General features: G+C 41.8%; 21 protein-coding genes. 11 read left to right on the top strand and 10 right to left on the bottom strand.

Features of this window, described 5'->3' with window-relative positions:
* Positions 1-80 precede the first annotated feature (80 nt).
* Positions 81-713, top strand: a complete 633-nt coding sequence (locus tag DDU33_RS02730) for a MerR family transcriptional regulator (RefSeq protein ID WP_108922993.1) — start codon at positions 81-83, stop codon at positions 711-713.
* A gap of 44 nt (positions 714-757) precedes the next feature.
* Here DDU33_RS02730 and DDU33_RS02735 read toward each other — a convergent pair whose 3' ends face one another.
* Positions 758-1,654, bottom strand: a complete 897-nt coding sequence (locus tag DDU33_RS02735; RefSeq protein WP_005823208.1) for a LysR family transcriptional regulator — start codon at positions 1,652-1,654, stop codon at positions 758-760.
* Between the two features lie 85 nt (positions 1,655-1,739).
* A complete protein-coding gene (locus tag DDU33_RS02740) occupies positions 1,740-2,207 on the bottom strand; it encodes a GNAT family N-acetyltransferase (protein ID WP_108922995.1) in 468 nt (155 codons plus the stop codon).
* A gap of 117 nt (positions 2,208-2,324) precedes the next feature.
* Here DDU33_RS02740 and DDU33_RS02745 point away from each other — a divergent pair, with 117 nt between their 5' ends.
* The 7 genes from DDU33_RS02745 (at position 2,325) to DDU33_RS02780 (ending at position 7,235) form a co-directional block, all read left to right on the top strand.
* Complete coding sequence (locus DDU33_RS02745) at positions 2,325-2,888, top strand: NAD(P)H-dependent oxidoreductase (protein WP_108922997.1); 564 nt, start codon at positions 2,325-2,327, stop codon at positions 2,886-2,888.
* Positions 2,888-3,187 (top strand): YciI family protein, encoded by a 300-nt coding sequence (locus DDU33_RS02750; protein WP_005823215.1) that lies wholly within the window; start codon positions 2,888-2,890, stop codon positions 3,185-3,187. Before DDU33_RS02745 ends, DDU33_RS02750 begins: the two co-directional genes overlap by 1 nt.
* A gap of 1 nt (position 3,188) precedes the next feature.
* Entirely contained in the window at positions 3,189-3,938 is a 750-nt protein-coding gene (locus DDU33_RS02755) for an SDR family oxidoreductase (RefSeq protein ID WP_108922999.1), read from the top strand.
* A 97-nt stretch (positions 3,939-4,035) separates the two neighbouring features.
* A complete protein-coding gene (locus DDU33_RS02760) occupies positions 4,036-4,374 on the top strand; it encodes a putative quinol monooxygenase (RefSeq protein WP_157951826.1) in 339 nt (112 codons plus the stop codon).
* A gap of 35 nt (positions 4,375-4,409) precedes the next feature.
* Complete coding sequence (locus DDU33_RS02765) at positions 4,410-4,961, top strand: DapH/DapD/GlmU-related protein (protein WP_108923003.1); 552 nt, start codon at positions 4,410-4,412, stop codon at positions 4,959-4,961.
* A 149-nt stretch (positions 4,962-5,110) separates the two neighbouring features.
* Complete coding sequence (locus DDU33_RS02775; RefSeq protein WP_208620294.1) at positions 5,111-6,235, top strand: alpha/beta hydrolase; 1,125 nt, start codon at positions 5,111-5,113, stop codon at positions 6,233-6,235.
* Between the two features lie 157 nt (positions 6,236-6,392).
* Positions 6,393-7,235, top strand: a complete 843-nt coding sequence (locus DDU33_RS02780; RefSeq protein ID WP_108923009.1) for a PhzF family phenazine biosynthesis protein — start codon at positions 6,393-6,395, stop codon at positions 7,233-7,235.
* An 80-nt stretch (positions 7,236-7,315) separates the two neighbouring features.
* Here the strand turns inward: DDU33_RS02780 and ygiD are convergent, their stop codons facing one another.
* Positions 7,316-8,107: a 4,5-DOPA-extradiol-dioxygenase gene (ygiD, locus tag DDU33_RS02785; RefSeq protein WP_108923011.1), complete on the bottom strand. Its 792-nt coding sequence runs from the start codon at positions 8,105-8,107 to the stop codon at positions 7,316-7,318.
* A gap of 148 nt (positions 8,108-8,255) precedes the next feature.
* Here ygiD and DDU33_RS02790 point away from each other — a divergent pair, with 148 nt between their 5' ends.
* Positions 8,256-8,714: a hypothetical protein gene (locus tag DDU33_RS02790; protein ID WP_108923013.1), complete on the top strand. Its 459-nt coding sequence runs from the start codon at positions 8,256-8,258 to the stop codon at positions 8,712-8,714.
* A gap of 76 nt (positions 8,715-8,790) precedes the next feature.
* Here DDU33_RS02790 and DDU33_RS02795 read toward each other — a convergent pair whose 3' ends face one another.
* From DDU33_RS02795 to DDU33_RS02815, 5 genes are all read right to left on the bottom strand, one after another.
* A complete protein-coding gene (locus tag DDU33_RS02795; RefSeq protein WP_108923016.1) occupies positions 8,791-9,234 on the bottom strand; it encodes a nuclear transport factor 2 family protein in 444 nt (147 codons plus the stop codon).
* 145 nt (positions 9,235-9,379) lie between these two features.
* Entirely contained in the window at positions 9,380-9,664 is a 285-nt protein-coding gene (locus DDU33_RS02800; RefSeq protein ID WP_108923018.1) for a type II toxin-antitoxin system RelE family toxin, read from the bottom strand.
* A complete protein-coding gene (locus tag DDU33_RS02805) occupies positions 9,661-9,915 on the bottom strand; it encodes a type II toxin-antitoxin system Phd/YefM family antitoxin (protein ID WP_108923020.1) in 255 nt (84 codons plus the stop codon). The genes DDU33_RS02800 and DDU33_RS02805 overlap by 4 nt, the downstream gene beginning before the upstream one ends.
* A 164-nt stretch (positions 9,916-10,079) precedes the next feature.
* Complete coding sequence (locus DDU33_RS02810) at positions 10,080-11,285, bottom strand: ATP-binding protein (RefSeq protein WP_108923022.1); 1,206 nt, start codon at positions 11,283-11,285, stop codon at positions 10,080-10,082.
* A 113-nt stretch (positions 11,286-11,398) separates the two neighbouring features.
* Positions 11,399-12,289, bottom strand: a complete 891-nt coding sequence (locus DDU33_RS02815) for a LysR family transcriptional regulator (RefSeq protein WP_108923024.1) — start codon at positions 12,287-12,289, stop codon at positions 11,399-11,401.
* 109 nt (positions 12,290-12,398) lie between these two features.
* Between DDU33_RS02815 and DDU33_RS02820 the strand changes: the two genes are divergently transcribed.
* Positions 12,399-13,232, top strand: a complete 834-nt coding sequence (locus tag DDU33_RS02820) for an MBL fold metallo-hydrolase (RefSeq protein WP_108923026.1) — start codon at positions 12,399-12,401, stop codon at positions 13,230-13,232.
* Positions 13,233-13,258: 26 nt separating this feature from the next.
* On the top strand, positions 13,259-14,350 hold the full coding sequence (locus DDU33_RS02825) for an ABC transporter substrate-binding protein (protein WP_108923028.1): 1,092 nt from the start codon (positions 13,259-13,261) through the stop codon (positions 14,348-14,350).
* A gap of 311 nt (positions 14,351-14,661) precedes the next feature.
* Here DDU33_RS02825 and DDU33_RS02835 read toward each other — a convergent pair whose 3' ends face one another.
* Both DDU33_RS02835 and DDU33_RS02840 read right to left on the bottom strand, forming a co-directional pair.
* Positions 14,662-15,801 carry an NADH-dependent flavin oxidoreductase gene (locus tag DDU33_RS02835; protein WP_244175329.1) on the bottom strand — a complete coding sequence of 380 codons (1,140 nt, stop codon included), beginning with the start codon at positions 15,799-15,801 and terminating at the stop codon, positions 14,662-14,664.
* 20 nt (positions 15,802-15,821) lie between these two features.
* Complete coding sequence (locus DDU33_RS02840) at positions 15,822-16,238, bottom strand: hypothetical protein (RefSeq protein WP_108923030.1); 417 nt, start codon at positions 16,236-16,238, stop codon at positions 15,822-15,824.
* Positions 16,239-16,321: the final 83 nt, after the last annotated feature.

Consider the following 16,321-nt stretch of genomic DNA (forward strand, 5'->3'; position numbering starts at 1 on the left):
AAAAGTAAATAGTTAAACTTTGCACTTTAAATTAAATTTAGATAAGATGTATAAAAATTTATCTGAGAAAGGGCAAAATCATGCTAAAAATGAATGAATTATCGACACTAACAAACACACCAAAATCTACGATTTTATATTACATTAAAGAAGGTTTACTGCCTGAACCTCATAAAGATAAACCTAATTTCCATCTCTATGACGAAAACAATATTCAATTAATTGAATTCATTAAATATCTGCAAACAAATTTCTCAGCTTCTATTTCTCAAATAAAAGCAATCTTTGAGCAACCTGACTTCGATTTATCAAATCCTTACAAAAGTTTGATCCATTCACTTCACTTAATTATTCACGCAGAAAGCGAACGTTTTACCCCGTCAGAACTTTGCGATGAATTTGGGATTACCGAAATTGAATTAAACGAATTAGTTGAAAATGGGCTTATCAATCCAAGAAATGGTATTTTTACGACACGAGAAAGAGATATGCTCGCCATCATTAGCCGATGTGATGGACAAGAATATCAACTTCTTCAGCAATATGCGGAAATGGCTAAAACACTTGCACAGCAAGAAGTTGAAATTGGCATGAATATCCTACATTCTCAAACCCAACAAAATGAGCGATTAAAGCATTTCTTTGATTTATTACTTTTACTCAAGCCTTACATGCTAAATCAACAAACATTTAATGCTTACCAACAGCTGTAAAAGTACAAAGAAACGCTTTACACTTTTATGAAATAATTCCACTTTTACCCATACCGCCGTTTCAAAATCTCCGTTAAGCGGTCAAACACAAACAGCACTCGTGGCGATGTGATGGTTTGATACGGGCGGTATAAATACAGTTGCCATTTATCAATCGGCAATTCAGGAAATAACTTCACTAACTCGCCACGCTCAAAATATGGTTTGCAGAACAGTTCGCTGATAAAGCCCACCACGTTGCCACGCAGCACTGCTTTTAGCTCACATTCAGGGTCGGAGCTGTAAAAAAGCACCTCTCTCGGTAGCAGTTTTTGCTCGTCATTCATCGCTAAATCCCACGCTCGCCCTGTTTCTACGTTGATCGGCAAGGAAAAGGGGAAATTGCGCTGCAAGTCATCTAAATCTTTCGGCGTTCCCAATCGTTCCAGTAATTTCGGCGAAGCGACAATCCAATCTTGTAAATCGGCAATTTTACGGATAATAAAATTCGGGTTCGGCTCAGGTCCAATACGCAAGCCAATATCAATGCGATGTTCCACCGCATCAAATTTGGTCATATCTTCACGCCAATCAATCACCAACTGCGGATAGGGCGCAAGTGCGGTCAAAAGTTCGTCCAGAATTTTGTCATTTTCACGCCAACGGGGAAAGGTAATCCGCACCACACCTGCCATTTCGTCCGTTTGTTGCTTGCCGAGTTTGAACAGATTATCGGTGTCCGCCAGCAGTTGTTTTGCCTTAATCAAAAACTGCTCGCCAAAATTGGTCAGGCGAATTTGTCGAGTGTTTCGCTTAAACAACTGCTCGCCCAATTCCTGTTCCAATTCCGCAATCACACGCGTGACTACCGAAGGCGAAACCGCCAACTGCATTGCCGTTTCCCGAAAATTCAGCGTTTCGCTGGCAAGGCAAAAATATTTAATCGCATCGAGCTTGTTCATTGGATTGCTCCTTCTTCAAAAAGCAGTCAGATTTTTGATCACTTTGGCTATTGCAAAATCTTGTCAAAATCCGACCGCTCTTTCGTTATAGTTTCTGTTCCATCAAGGTCTTAAGTGGCTCAAGCCCTAAACGTTCATAGAAACGAAATGCCCCTTGATTGTCATTCCAAACGTGCAACGTTACGCTATCGCAACCGTTCTCTTTGGCGTATGCCACCACGTGTTGATACAATTTCTCGCCAATTTTTTTACCCCGTTGCGAAGCGTCCACACAAAGGTCGTCAATGTACAACACCTTGCGATCAAATAAAGCCGGAATGCCCTGCGTAATTTGATATACACAAAACGCATAGCCTTGCACCGTGCCGTTTTCGTCTTCATAAACAAAAATCGGTTTTTGCTCATCTGCCAACAAAGCGACAATTTCTTCATCGTTGTATTTGCGCTTGCCTGCCTGAAAAATATCAGGACGAGCTTCAGCGTGTACAGCGTGAACTTGATACAACAACTCGGCAATACGTGCCACATCTTCGGTTTTTGCGGGTCTGATCATTGTTTTACTCCTTCAGCATTATTCTCTTTTTCAGAAAACTCTATTCTGTTTTTATTGATTGTAGTGCAATCAACCTCCCATTACAATACACCCATCAAAACCCAACAGGAGAACAAAATGAAAAAGGTTTTAGTGATTTCAGGACACCCGAATTTATCGCAATCTATCGCCAACCAAACCATTATTGACAGCTTAGCAAGCGGTCTAAATTCGGTGGAAATTCGCCGATTAGATACGCTCTACCCAACCGAACAAATTGATGTTAGCACCGAGCAGCAAGCTTTGCTCAATGCCGATGTGATTGTGTGGCAATTTCCGTTTTACTGGTATTCAATGCCGGCATTGATGAAAAAATGGCTAGACGAAGTGTTTTTACACGGTTTTGCTCACGGTTCAACGGCGAAATTAGGCGGTAAAAAATTAGTGATTTCCATCACAACCGGCGCCCCCGAAGTGGCTTATCAAGAAGATGCTGTGATGAAACACACAATGGCGCAATTAGTTGCCCCTTTTGAAAGTATTGCGGCGTTATGCCAATTAGATTTACAGAATATCAGCTATTTGAACGGTGTGAGTTATGTGGGGCGTAACGAAGAAAAAATCGCTGAGCAAAAACAAACAGCCCGTAAATATGCCGAGCAACTTATTCAAACCATCAATGAATTAATTGGAGAAAAATAATGTATTTAATTGATATTTCATTAAAAAATTCAACCTTATCCGAAGAAGAACAAGCTAAACAACTTGACGCACATCGTGCGTGGTTTGCCAAATATTTCCAACAAGGCAACTTTTTATTACTCGGTCCTTATTTAGATAAAGAACGTGCCGGTGTGATTATTGCCCAGACAGAAAGCCGTGAACAGTTAGAAAGTATTCTAGCAGAAGATGTTTATTACCCTAACTTAGCCGATTACCAAATCCGTGAATTTAAAGCGGCAATGGTGGCGGAAAATATTCAACAATTTCAAGGAGCATAAAATGAACAACATTGAAAACAAAGTCGTGATTATTACCGGTGCAAGTAGCGGTATTGGCGAAGCCACCGCTTATAAATTGGCACAAGCAGGAGCGAAATTAGTTTTGGGCGCACGCCGTGAAGATAAATTACAAGCCATCGTAAACAACATTAAAGCCAACGGTGGCGAAGCGGTGTATCGTGTTACCGATGTCGTCAAAGCGGAAGACAATCAAGCCTTAGTCGCATTAGCCAAATCCGCTTTCGGCAAAGTAGATGCGATTTTCTTAAATGCCGGATTGATGCCAAATTCCCCCCTTTCTGCGCTTGAAACGAATAATTGGAATGCGATGGTTGATGTGAATATTAAAGGTGTACTCAACGGAATTGCTGCCGTGTTACCGACTTTTGAAGCACAAAAATCAGGACATATTTTAGCGACCTCTTCCGTTGCTGGCTTAAAAGTTTACCCGGGTTGCGCCGTCTATTGCGGCACGAAATGGGCGGTTAAAGCGATTATAGAAGGCTTACGAATGGAAAGCGCACAAGCCGGCACAAACATTCGCACCGCAACCATTTACCCTGCGGCAGTACAATCCGAATTGGTAGCAGGCATTACTAACCCTGAAATGGCTGAAGCAATGCGTGGTTTATATGACACTTACGAAATCCCTGCCGAACGTGTAGCAAACGTGGTGGCATTTGCGTTAAACCAACCCGAAGATACCAATATCTCTGAATTCACACTGGGCCCGACTACTCAACCTTGGTAAATTTTTAGCTTGTGGGGCAAATGTGATTTGCCCCTACAAATAATTTCGTTATAGGTATAATACAATGAAAAAATGGGCTTTTTTATTAGGACTAACAATGAGTTTATCAACCCAAGCCGAACCAATTATTCGCATTTTTGAAATGCAAATCCGCCCCGAAAGCGTGGAACAATTCACTGAATTAGGCAAACACAATATTCGCCAATCGGTCAATACCGAGCAAGGTGTGTTGGGAATGTATGTCATGACCGACAAAACCGACCCGAACAAATTTTATGTCGTAGAAGCCTATGCCGATGAAACCGCCTATCAGGCACATCGTGCTTCGCCCCATTTTCAAGCGTGGCTCAATGGTGCCAAAGAGATGATTGTGTCACGCAAAATGATTGAAACCAATCCAGTGGTGTTTGGTTCAAAAGCGGTGTCTGTACCATAAAAGTGAAATTACCCCATAAAAAATAGGAGCAATAAATGATCCACGCATTTCCCCTTAACCAACCGATTTTAGCCGACAGTCCGATTTTTGAAGAAATTCATCGTATCGTTGAGCAAAATGCGCCAAAACTAGCAGCACTCAACAGCGGTTATCATTCCCCCGAAGAAGTGCGGTCGGTTTTTAGCGAAATATCAGGGCAAAAAATTGATGAAAGTGTCGTGATTAGCCTACCTGTGTATTCGGATTTTGGTAGCCATATTCGCTTTGGCAAAGAGATATTTATTAACAGCAATGTGATGTTTACCGATTTGGGCGGTATTACCATTGAAGATAAGGTGCTAATCGGTCCGAAAGCCAGCATTTTGACCGTCAATCACCCGACTAACCCCACACAACGCCGTGGCTTAATTCTCAAACCTGTTCACTTAAAGAAAAACTGCTGGATTGGTGCAAACGCCACGATTTTACCGGGGGTAACCGTTGGCGAAAATGCCATTGTTGCCGCAGGTGCGGTGGTCAGCAAAGATGTTCCCGATAATGCGATTGTGGCGGGCATTCCTGCCAAAGTCATTCAAATGATTGATTAACGACTTTTTAAGGTAACAACCAATGCAAAAAACAGGACTACTCGGCTTGCTGCTTTCGATCTTTATGTTCCAAAACACCGCTACAGCAGCCGCCCAAGAATTGACCGCACTTTTGCCTTTAACTCTGGAAATGCAGGATCACTTAAGCAATGAAACTAAAAACTCAACTCAAAACCCTTACTACCGCATTATTACTCGGCTCAACATTATTATCAGGAACAGCTATGGCAGATATTACGATTACCCCGGCAAAAAATGTCGCACCGTTAAACTTAACACAACAATGGGATAAAACCTTTAAACTCAGCGACCAAGTAGAACACCACAAAGTGACTTTCAGAAACCGCTACGGCATTACCTTAGCTGCCGATTTATACGTACCGAAAAATGCCAAAGGCAAATTACCCGCCATCGTGTTAAGCGGTCCGTTCGGCACAGTGAAAGAACAATCTTCTGGCTTACACGCTCACGAAATGGCTAAACGTGGCTTTGTAACCCTTGCTTTTGACCCGTCATTTACCGGTGAAAGCGGTGGCGAAGTGCGTGATACCGCTTCACCGGATATTTTCTCGGAAGATTTTAGTGCGGCGGTGGATTTTATCGGCTTACAATCTTTTGTGGATCGTGATCGTATCGGTGTGTTGGCGATTTGTGGCTTAACCGGTATGGGCGTAACCGCAGCAACCGCAGACAGTCGCATTAAAGCGGTCGCAACCACGGCAATGTACGATATGTCTCGCAGTATGAGCAAAGGTTACCAAGATTACTACACCCCTGAACAACGGGCGAAAATTGTCGATCACATCAGCCAACAACGTTGGAAAGATGCGGAAAACGGTACCTTCGCTAAAGGCTGGCACGAATTAGCCTTTGATGATAAAGGCAATATCATCACAGCACCAGCATTATTTCCTGAAACTGCTTTGCCAGAAGATGCGCCTGAAGTGGCGAAACGTTTCTTTGATTACTACAAAACGCCGCGTGGTTTCCACCCGCGTTCAATCAACTCAACCAGTGCATGGACAGCAACAACACCGATGGCATTTTTTGAGTTTAACTTGATGGATAATATTAAATCATATAACCGTCCGTTATTATTGGTAACAGGCGACAAAGCGCACTCTCGTTACTACTCTGAAACGGTGTATGAAAACGCCAACCAACCGAAAGAATTAGTCGTGGTTGAAGGTGCGGATCACGTGGATTTATATGATGACTTCAACAAAATTCCGTTTGATAAATTTGAACAATTCTTCAACGCGAATTTGAAATAATCATAGCGTTGTTACGCAAACGGTAGGGGCAAAACATAGGATTTAGCACAAAATTTTCCATTTGCAAAATATTCTAAATATCTTACCGCTTTCTTTTTATCGCCAAAATGTTACTCTGTTGTGAGAATAATTTTTTAACCGATAAAAGGATTAACCTATGCTACGCACCTACCCTTTCAAACTGGTAAACGTTTTTGCCGAACAACATTTTGGTGGAAATCCATTAGCGGTATTCCCTCAAGCGGACGGATTGAGCGATGAGGAAATGCAACAAATTGCTAAACAGTTCAATTTAAGCGAAACGGTCTTTGCCTTTAGATCACAAACGGCAGAGGCAGATTTACGCATTTTTACCCCAGCTTATGAATTGCCGCTAGCAGGACATCCAACATTAGGTTGTGCTTATGTTTTACTGCAACAACGCCAACTGCCTGAGCAATTTGTGCTGAATACTCGGGCAAAAGCGGTCAAATTAACGGGACAAAATGCAAAAATGGAATTGGCAATTCAAGGCTATGATATTAAACTTTGCCACGCCAGCCATAGCCAGTTAGCCAAAACAACTGGGCTTAATCAAACACAAATTGCCGATACGGCTTACTGGCTTAACAGCGGATCGCCACAGCTCTTACTGCAACTGAATGCTCGTTCTGCTCTTGATGATATTGTGATAGATATTGCGACACTTCACGACATTTGCGAGCAAGATCAGAACAGAACCGTGATTTACCTTTGGTGTGAAGAAAACGAGATCATTTTCTCTCGCCTTTTCTATGTGGCAAACGGGGCTTTGTTTGAAGACAGCGGAACCGGTTCCGCCTGCGCAAATTTAGGAGCCTATTTCCTTTCACAAAATAAATACCCTCTTGAACGCCAAGTTCATCAAGGCGATCAAATGGGCAGACCAAACCGCCTGACACTCAAACTGGACGAACAACAAACCATTTATGTCGGCGGACAGGTCATTGAAGTAGGCGAAGGGGTATTTAAATTGCCGTAAGTCTATGCCCTCCAAGCGGTCAGATTTTGGAAGGAATTTGCAAAATCATCTTATGGGGCAAATATCATTTGCCCCTACATCTATCTTTCCTTAACCAACACCGATGTCATACTGAGCGAGCCTGCGATCAGTTCGTCATTAAACAACGTAATCTCATCATTTTCATCACGTTGTGCCATCACATAAAGCAACGGCAAATAATGATCTGGTGTTGGGACGGAAAGGGTTGCGCTTTCGCCGAACTGTTCAAAATTGACTAATGCGTCATCGTTATGTTCACGCATTGCCTGATTGATTTCATCTCTGAACTGGTACGCCCAATCGTAGCCTGCGCCAACTTGATCGATATGTTCCCAGCTGATCGCCCTTAAGTTATGCACAATATCGCCACTGCCTAAAATCAACACGCCTTGTTCACGCAATGGACGTAATTTTTTCGCCAATTCATAATGCCATTGTGGGGATTTGGTACGATCCAAACTGAGCTGAACCACGGGAATATCCGCCTCTGGGTAGAGATATTTCAACACTGCCCACGCCCCGTGATCGAAGCCTCGAGTTGGGTTGATTTCCACTTGTTCGGGCGCAAGTAACCCTTGAATGTGTTGAGCAAACTCAGGATCACCTTTCGCTGGATAAACAATCTCGCTTAATTCCGGTGGAAAGCCATAGAAATCGTAAATCATCGGCGGATTTTCCGCCCCCATCACTTGCAATTTTGCGCTGTACCAATGGGCGGAAATACATAAAATCAACTTCGGTTTCTCAAAGGTTGCCGTGATTTGTTGAAAGCCTTGATTAAAGATATTTTGCGGATCTAACACATTCATCGGATTACCGTGTCCGACAAAAAGTGCGGGCATTTTTTTCATTGTTTTATTCCTTTTGGATTTAATGTACAAATAGAATAAACCTATTTCGAGCCAAAGAGAATTTAGTAAAACTAAAGAGAGAATTCAGTTGTATAATTTGCCTATCTTTCATATTAAAGAAATAATCAAAACAACAAAGGAGTGAAAGATGAATACACAATTTATGCATTTACAAGAACAATCAGGGTTACTTTTCGTTACATTAAATGAACAGAATTTGGCTTTAAATCTTGCTCGTGAAAAATTAGCAGCCGATATTCAGCATAGTCCAGCAACAAAAGAAGAAATCGAAGCGTTAATTTTAGTTATTGAAAATGAATTGGAAAAATACAGTGAAATGTTTAAGCCAATGCAGAATTTAACCCTTGTTTCAGCTATTCCTGCATTAGACGAAATTGCCCGTTTAGGATTTGGTCAATCAAAAGAGAATGCCATAGTCATTTCACGAGAACAAATCGAACAGCTTTTTACCCGTTTTTCTCGGGTCATCAACGGCTATCCAGCCAAAGCAGAAGGTTTGCCCGAAAGTGTCGATTTTGCTGTTTATTTAACCCTAATTCGCGAAATTATGCACCATTGGCATATTGAATGGTTGAGATGTGAATAAGCAGATTACAAGCGGTGGAATTTGAGAAAATTTTGCCAAACGCCCTAAAATCCCACCGCTTGTTATTGTTTAATGATTAAAACATCCCACGCCCACTTTCCGTTTTTTCAGGCACCGCTTGGATTACGTCCCAATGTTCTACGATTTTGCCGTTTTCACCGAAACGGAAAATATCCACCACCGCCTCGCCACGATCTTCATCGTTTAATTTGCTGTGAACGTGCAACATCACTAAATCGCCGTCCGCCACAACACGTTTAATCTCTGCGCGTGATTTCGGGTTCGCTTTTAAAAACGGTGCAAAGGCATCAACAAAAGCCTGACCGCCGTCCGCCACGGTCGGGTTGTGCTGCAAGTATTCTTTACCGATATATTTATCGGTCGCCTCTTGCACTTTGTGCTGATTGAACGCCATTTCATAGAACGCCAACGCATTCGCTTTATTTTGCTCTGGTGTAGTTTGTGCCATAGCAACGGTTGAAGAGAAAAGTGCGGTTAAAAGTAAAAGTGATTTTTTCATTGGTTTTTCCTTTTGTTAATTCATATATTCAGCATGATTGCTGTTGATGTGTGCATTATATTGAAATAAAAAAGAGAAAAAATAGCGATTTTTGAATATCACTGTTTCAGTTTTTGAAACAACCTTGATTAAATGGCATTTATCATCATAAACGCAGCTGTGCTTTTTGGTAGACATCACTTCGATCACGCCTGCCTACTGCGACCACTTGAATAACAATCTGTTCATCAACCACTTGATAAACCAAACGATAGCCGGAACTTCTCAATTTGATTTTGTAACAATCTTTCATACCGCGAAGTTTGGCACTTGGTACTCTCGGCTGTTCTATACGTTCTTGAAGTTTATCTAAAAATTGATTGGCAATTACCTTATCCAACTTCTGAAACTCTTTAAGAGCCTCTTTCCGGAATACCACACGATAAGTCATCGGCGTAAATCCTCTAAATTCACTTCAACTAACTCATCATTTTGGCGTTCTTCCACAATTCTTGCCAGCTCGGCATCATCTGCCAACTCAATGAGATATTCATAAATATGTGGAGGAACACAATAAAATGCAGGTTCATTACGGTTTAAAATGGCAATCGCTTCACCGCCTGCCGCGTTAAATGTTGCCATAGGATTGGTTTTTAGTTCAGTAATACTCGCAACGGTATTGGTTAAAACGATACTTGGCATAAATAGCACTCCTTTTTTAGGATTATTTATCGCTCTTTTTATCGGTTTTGTCAAGGTGATTTATAGGTTTATCTAGTTTTGGATAAAACAACACGAGAACTACCAACTCACCCCATTAAACCTCTCCACCAAAAATCCACAAGCGGTCGTTTTCGCAAAATCTTTTACAAAATGTCTCTCAAAAACTCTCTCAAACTCAAGCACTGCACTCCCTCAAACGTATTACCGTCAAATTCGTCCATCGTCACCACATATTTCGGGTAGTTGTCTTGGATTTTGAGCAGGTTGCCAAATTCTCTCTCAAGCGTTTTTTCTTCGTTAATCGTGAGTGTGGCTTGCACATAAATACGTTCGCCATTTTTCTCTGCCACGAAGTCAATTTCTTGGCTATTTAAACCGCCGATTTTGACATCGTAACCTGCGATTTGAAGATGATTGAATATGCAGTTTTCGAGCAGTTTGCCACGGTCTTGCACTCGATAGCCAATCAGGGCGTTTCGTAAGCCTAAATCTTCAAAATAGTATTTTTCGCCAATCTCAAAAATGCGTTTTCCTTCAATATCATAGCGTGGAACTTTATGGATTAAAAAAGCGTTGGCAAGGTATTCCGCATAATTTTGCACCTGTGTGCTTGAGGTGGTAATTTTCTGTGATTTTAAAAAATCAGAGATTTTTTTGGCGGAAAACAGGTTGCCGATATTGCTTGCTAAAAATTGCGTGAGCTGCTCTAAAAATTGCACATTTCGCAATGCATAGCGGTTCACAATATCCCGAATGGCAATGGTGGAATAGATATTCCGCAGATATTCAAACACGATATTGTCTTGCAACGGCAAGTCTTTTAAATAAGGCAAACCGCCGTATTTCAAAAACAGCGACATCGACTTATCGCTATCATCCAGTTTCATAAATTCAAGAAATTCAAAATAGGAAAGGGAGTGGACATTGATTTCAATGGCTCGCCCACTCAGGCTGCCTGCAATATCCCGAGAAAGCAAATGGGCATTGCTGCCCGTGCAATACAAATCCAATTCGTCATCTAATAAAAGCGAACGCAACGCTTGTTCAAAATCTGTAATTTCTTGAATTTCATCGATAAAAATGTAATTTTTTTGACCGCTCTTTTTCTGCTCTTGTACAAAATCATTCAGGCTTTCAGCAGTCGTAATGTGACTAAATGCCAAGTCTTCTTTGTTGATATAAATAATGTGAGCATTTTCATCCGCCGTCTGAATTTCTTGCATAATCTGAAACAGCAAATAACTTTTCCCCACACGGCGTTGCCCTGTGAACACTTTTATCAGACGTTTTCCCATAAACGGACGCACCGTTTCAAGGTATTTTTGGCGATAAACTAAATCTTTCTTCATAGCAAATTCCTTAATTTATACCTGATACTTTACCTTTAAATAAAAAAGTTTCAATCATACTTAAAACTTTTGTGAAAAACATCAAAACTTTCAATTATAAAATTAACATCCCACTACCAACTCACCCCATTAAATCTCTCCACCAAAAAATCCACCAATGTGCGGATGGTTAAAGGCAGTTTGTGGCGAGAGGAATATAGGGCGTAAATTTGATAGGTTGGGAGTTGCCAGTCGGTTAAAATTGGCACTAATTGTTGGCTGGCTAGATGCTCGTTTAAGAGATATTTCGGCAACATTGCGATGCCGCCGCCTGCGAGGGTGAGATTTAACAAGGCGCCGGTGTCATTGGTGGTAAATTGGCTGGTGAGTTCTAGGCTGATTTCACGCTCGTTTTGGTAAAACTTCCACTCTTTTCGGTTGATATTGGCGTGCGCTAAATAGATATGTTCCGCCAAATCCTGTGGTGTTTGAGGAACGCCTTTTTGCGCCAAGTATTCAGGGCTAGCAACCAATAGCGAATGGCAAGTCGCTAAAGGGCGAGCGATTAAATTCGGATCGGGCTGGTTGGTAAAGCGAATAGCCAAATCAATGCGTTCATCAATTAAATTGACCGACTGATCGCTTAATTGAAATTGAATGTTCAATTTGGGGTGGCGTTGCAAAAAGTCTTTGATCGCCAGTAACAAATGGGTACTACCAAATGATGAATTTGAGGCTATCCGCAGTGAGCCTTGCAACTCCCCTTGTTGTGCCAAGATGTCTTGTTCAATTTCAGCCGCTAAATCAACCATTTTTTGGCAATGTGCTACGGCTCGCTCTCCTGCGGAAGTCAGCGAAACTCGGCGTGTGGTACGTTGCAATAATCGCGCATTAAACCACTCTTCCACCAATGCTACTGCTCTGGTCACCATTGGACGAGATAAATCCAACCGATCTGCTGTTGCGGTAAAACTCCCCGTTTCAACCACTGTCAGAAAAATGTTCATCGCCTCAATACGATCCATATTAAACCCTTATTATTACAATTTTTGTAACAATTATATTCATAAAACGCTATTTTTACTATTTTTTATTTCAATATAATACCGCTCATTCATTACACAGAGGAAAAAAATGAAACGTTACGATTTAACCCAACCTGAAGACGAATTAAAAATTTATAGCTTTAACCCACAAGAGAACGGTTTATTTTCGGTCACTTCCACCATTATTGAGGCTGAAAATGAAATGATGCTGGTCGATGCCCAATTCCAAAAATATGACGCACAGTATCTTGTTGATACCATTAAAGCCACTGGCAAACCACTGAAAACCATTTACATCAGCCACTTTGACCCTGATTTCTACTTCGGTTTAAGCATTATTGCCTCCGCGTTTCCCAATGCCAAAGTCGTTGCACGCCCAACCACCGTGGAAGGCATTAAACGCAACTTAATCGGCAAAATTGAATACTGGCAACCGATTTTAAAAGAGCGTAACAATGCGCCGAGAATGTTTATGATCCCCGATGTTTATCACGAAGATCATTTTATGGTGGGCAAACATCGCATTGATATTAAAGGCATTGCGCGCGATCCAATGCGTACTTACTTATGGTCGGAAGAAACCAAAGTATTATTTGGCGGTGCTTGGTTGTTCCAAGGTATTCACCTTTGGATTGCCAGCAACCCAACCAAAAAATCTCGTGAGCAATGGATTGATATTTTAGGCGATATGGCAGCTCTTCAACCGAAAGCCGTTGCCCCAGCGCACTTTTTAGGCGCAATTTGCCCAACAGTTATTGAATTTAACAAACAATACTTACTTCGTTTAGAAGAAGAATTAGCTCAAGCTAAAAACAGCCAAGATCTCATTCAACGAATGAAATCAGCCTACCCTGAATTACGTGGCGATACCTACCTTGAAATTGGTGCAACTGTCGTAACAGGCGAAGTGGAATGGCTTTAAGACTTAATGATAAAAAGGAAAACACAATGAAACTATTTGCAAAACTTACCCTAATTTCGACCGCTTTAATCGGCACTTCTGCCTTTGCGGTGGATGTTGAAAACCGTTCTTTAGACGAACTTTATCAAGCAGCGGTTAAAGAAGGTGGCACCTTAGTCGTGTATGCCGGCGGTGACACCGCTGAACAACAAAACGGCATTAAAGCTGCTTTTGAAAAACGTTTCCCAAAAATGAAACTGCAAACCATCGTGGATTACAGCAAAGTACACGATGCTCGCATTGATTACCAACTGGAAACCAAAAATCTGCAAGCGGACGTGGTGCAATTACAAACCTTGCAAGACTACCCTCGTTGGAAAGCGGAAGGCGTATTAATGGCGTATAAACCGCTAGGCTGGGACAAGGTTTACCCTGCGTTTAAAGACAAAGACGGCGCTTGGACAGGCGTATTTGTCGATGCGTTTAGCAACGTCTCAAATAAAACAGCTCTCGGCGACATTCCAACGCCAACCACCTTTGCCGATTACACCAATCCGAAACTAAAAGGCAAAATTATCTCAACGTACCCGAACGATGATGATGCCGTGCTGTTCGGTTATAAATTAGCAGTGGATAAATATGGTTGGAATTGGTTACAAAATTTAATGAAAAACGAACCGCACTTTGTGCGTGGCACACAAGCACCAGCAGATGAAGTGGAGGCTGGAACTTATGCGGCGACTTTCTCAACCGATGGAATGTTAAAAGTTGATCCGACTGCGAAATCCCGATTTGTGTTACCGAGCGAAGAAGGTTTTGTGGCTTGGGCGCAACGTGCGGCGATTTTAAAAGACGCCAAACACCCGGCAGCAGCAAAACTTTATTTAAGCTGGTTATTAGATAAAGATTTCCAAGAAAATGTTTGGTATATGTGGCCTGTGCGTACGGACGTAAAACAACCTGAAGGCTATAAAGCCATTTGGGAATATCCAAACGCAAACTTAGCCCAATTTGAGCAATTTATGGAAAATCGTGCAGACGTGGAAAAATTCCGCGCCCAAATCCGTCTGTTTGTTGGCGATGTGAAAGGTGAATCTTCTGCCGGCGAATGGGGATTAACACCAAATCAAATGCGATAAGCATTGCACGTTAATGACTTGACACAAACAAGCGGTGAGATTTTAAGAGCAGTTTACAAATGCAAAATATCTCTTAAATTTGACCGCTTACGTTCTTTCTCCAAACTTTTCCTTTAAAAATTTTTCCAACACATCAAACACCACCAACACTCTTTTCGGGGTTAGCGTCTGATAAGGGCGGTACAGATAAAATTGCCATTTTTCAAGCGGTAGGTTTGGCAATAAAATTTGCAATTTTAACCTATGACGGAGCAATTACGGAGAACGTGCAAGGGCTAATCACATTAGCCCCACAAATTTGTTCATTAAAACTATAAATCCACAGGCTTCCACTCTTGCCCTACCACTGGCGGTAACCACGGGCTGCCTTTGATGCACATATCCCATAACATATCAGGAATACCGTAGTGATCGGCTTGCGTTGGGTCAAGCTCGCTGACAATTTCGTCCGCTCTACCTCCTGCCAATAATGTGCCGATAGTTGGGTTAATCATTACCGCTTTGCCAAGGGCGATAAACTCTGCCCAACCTGTGCTGTAGGCATCTAAGATTTGCTCAGCCGTTAATAAATTGCCTACGCCAATTAGCGGTAATTTGCCGCCAATACGTTCGTGAACTAATTGCATACGAGTGAGTGACGTATCTGCACCACGGCGTGCTTGCTTGTAGAAATCCCATAATGAAATGTGCAAATATTGCAACGGTTTTTCCACTAAGGCATCAATTAACGCAAAAGTATCCGCCATTGTTAAGCCATTTTCTCCCGGTTCCTCTGGCGAGAAACGGTAGCCGATAATGAAATCCGGGCGGTTGTGTCGTTGGCGTACTGCCGTCACTTTGTCGATAACTGCCATTGGGAACGCCATACGTTTTTCTTGGCTACCACCCCACGCATCGGTGCGGCGATTAGTTTGTGCTGAATAGAATTGTTGGATCAAATAACCGTTCGCACCGTGAATTTCCACGCCGTCAAAACCTGCACGAAGCGCCAAATCTGCGGCGTTGCCAAAAGCATCAATCAACGCCAAAATCTCAGCTTCCGTTAAAGCTCTTGCCTCCACCTCGGCATTTTCGCTTGGTGCGACCATATCCTTACCATTCAGCAACGCTGGAATAGATTTATCGCCACCGTGATGAATTTGTAAAATCGCCTTTGTGCCTTGTGCTTTAAGCAAATTTGCTGTGCGAGCAAGGCTGTCTAATTGACTTTCGTGGATCGCTTCAGGTTGCCTGACAAAGGCTTTCCCACCCTCTGCCACAAGGGTTGCGGCTGTAATAAACAAGCCGATATTTTCAGCACGATTGCTTAAAAAGCGTTGTTCTTGCTCACCCAATATACCATCTGGGTTTGAGGCAAAATGTGTCATCGGTGCAACCACAAGACGGTTCGAGATTTCCACTCCGTTATTTAAGACGTAAGGTTGAAAAAGTGCGGTCAATTTTTCTTTCATATTCTTTCCTTTTGTAGAATTTACTGAGTTTGATGACATGTCTTAATGAACACATAACCGAAAAAGAGGGCAAATAAAAAATCGCCTGCCCCATAAATGGCAAAGAAAATACCTAAAAATAGATTTTCATTCCATAGATTTACCAAAGCATCGCCGTTATTCATCAGCCAATATACCCACGCCGCCACATACACCCATTTTTCGATAAAAAACACTAAAATCAGTTTGGGTACTTGATGATAACGAGCAGAAACGGACAAATACGCCAGCCCCCATAAAATAATCCCCACTTGCCCTAACCAAGAGAATACCACAGGGTCAATAGTCGCAAGAGTTTGATCCGTAAAGAATTTAGTTGGTACTAAAATCCCTGTTAAGTTATAAAAGCCGGCTAACAGAAAACCGAATGTGATTTTTTTAGATACTAAATTTTGCATTGCGTTACTCTCATTATGAAATAATGCGTCATTGTAGCCCGATTATTATCTTGATAAAATCACTAATAAATACATTCTCTATC

Source organism: Actinobacillus porcitonsillarum, from assembly GCF_003101015.1.
Classification (GTDB): Bacteria; Pseudomonadota; Gammaproteobacteria; order Enterobacterales; family Pasteurellaceae; genus Haemophilus_A; species Haemophilus_A porcitonsillarum.

Excerpts from the sequence above, each read along its gene's own strand:
- DDU33_RS02730 (WP_108922993.1), top strand. The coding sequence starts at position 81 with ATGCTAAAAATGAATGAATTATCGACACTAACAAACACACCAAAATCT.
- DDU33_RS02735 (WP_005823208.1), bottom strand. The coding sequence starts at position 1,654 with ATGAACAAGCTCGATGCGATTAAATATTTTTGCCTTGCCAGCGAAACG.
- DDU33_RS02740 (WP_108922995.1), bottom strand. The coding sequence starts at position 2,207 with ATGATCAGACCCGCAAAAACCGAAGATGTGGCACGTATTGCCGAGTTG.
- DDU33_RS02745 (WP_108922997.1), top strand. The coding sequence starts at position 2,325 with ATGAAAAAGGTTTTAGTGATTTCAGGACACCCGAATTTATCGCAATCT.
- DDU33_RS02750 (WP_005823215.1), top strand. The coding sequence starts at position 2,888 with ATGTATTTAATTGATATTTCATTAAAAAATTCAACCTTATCCGAAGAA.
- DDU33_RS02755 (WP_108922999.1), top strand. The coding sequence starts at position 3,189 with ATGAACAACATTGAAAACAAAGTCGTGATTATTACCGGTGCAAGTAGC.
- DDU33_RS02760 (WP_157951826.1), top strand. The coding sequence starts at position 4,036 with ATGAGTTTATCAACCCAAGCCGAACCAATTATTCGCATTTTTGAAATG.
- DDU33_RS02765 (WP_108923003.1), top strand. The coding sequence starts at position 4,410 with ATGATCCACGCATTTCCCCTTAACCAACCGATTTTAGCCGACAGTCCG.
- DDU33_RS02775 (WP_208620294.1), top strand. The coding sequence starts at position 5,111 with ATGAAACTAAAAACTCAACTCAAAACCCTTACTACCGCATTATTACTC.
- DDU33_RS02780 (WP_108923009.1), top strand. The coding sequence starts at position 6,393 with ATGCTACGCACCTACCCTTTCAAACTGGTAAACGTTTTTGCCGAACAA.
- ygiD (WP_108923011.1), bottom strand. The coding sequence starts at position 8,107 with ATGAAAAAAATGCCCGCACTTTTTGTCGGACACGGTAATCCGATGAAT.
- DDU33_RS02790 (WP_108923013.1), top strand. The coding sequence starts at position 8,256 with ATGAATACACAATTTATGCATTTACAAGAACAATCAGGGTTACTTTTC.
- DDU33_RS02795 (WP_108923016.1), bottom strand. The coding sequence starts at position 9,234 with ATGAAAAAATCACTTTTACTTTTAACCGCACTTTTCTCTTCAACCGTT.
- DDU33_RS02800 (WP_108923018.1), bottom strand. The coding sequence starts at position 9,664 with ATGACTTATCGTGTGGTATTCCGGAAAGAGGCTCTTAAAGAGTTTCAG.
- DDU33_RS02805 (WP_108923020.1), bottom strand. The coding sequence starts at position 9,915 with ATGCCAAGTATCGTTTTAACCAATACCGTTGCGAGTATTACTGAACTA.
- DDU33_RS02810 (WP_108923022.1), bottom strand. The coding sequence starts at position 11,285 with ATGAAGAAAGATTTAGTTTATCGCCAAAAATACCTTGAAACGGTGCGT.
- DDU33_RS02815 (WP_108923024.1), bottom strand. The coding sequence starts at position 12,289 with ATGGATCGTATTGAGGCGATGAACATTTTTCTGACAGTGGTTGAAACG.
- DDU33_RS02820 (WP_108923026.1), top strand. The coding sequence starts at position 12,399 with ATGAAACGTTACGATTTAACCCAACCTGAAGACGAATTAAAAATTTAT.
- DDU33_RS02825 (WP_108923028.1), top strand. The coding sequence starts at position 13,259 with ATGAAACTATTTGCAAAACTTACCCTAATTTCGACCGCTTTAATCGGC.
- DDU33_RS02835 (WP_244175329.1), bottom strand. The coding sequence starts at position 15,801 with ATGAAAGAAAAATTGACCGCACTTTTTCAACCTTACGTCTTAAATAAC.
- DDU33_RS02840 (WP_108923030.1), bottom strand. The coding sequence starts at position 16,238 with ATGCAAAATTTAGTATCTAAAAAAATCACATTCGGTTTTCTGTTAGCC.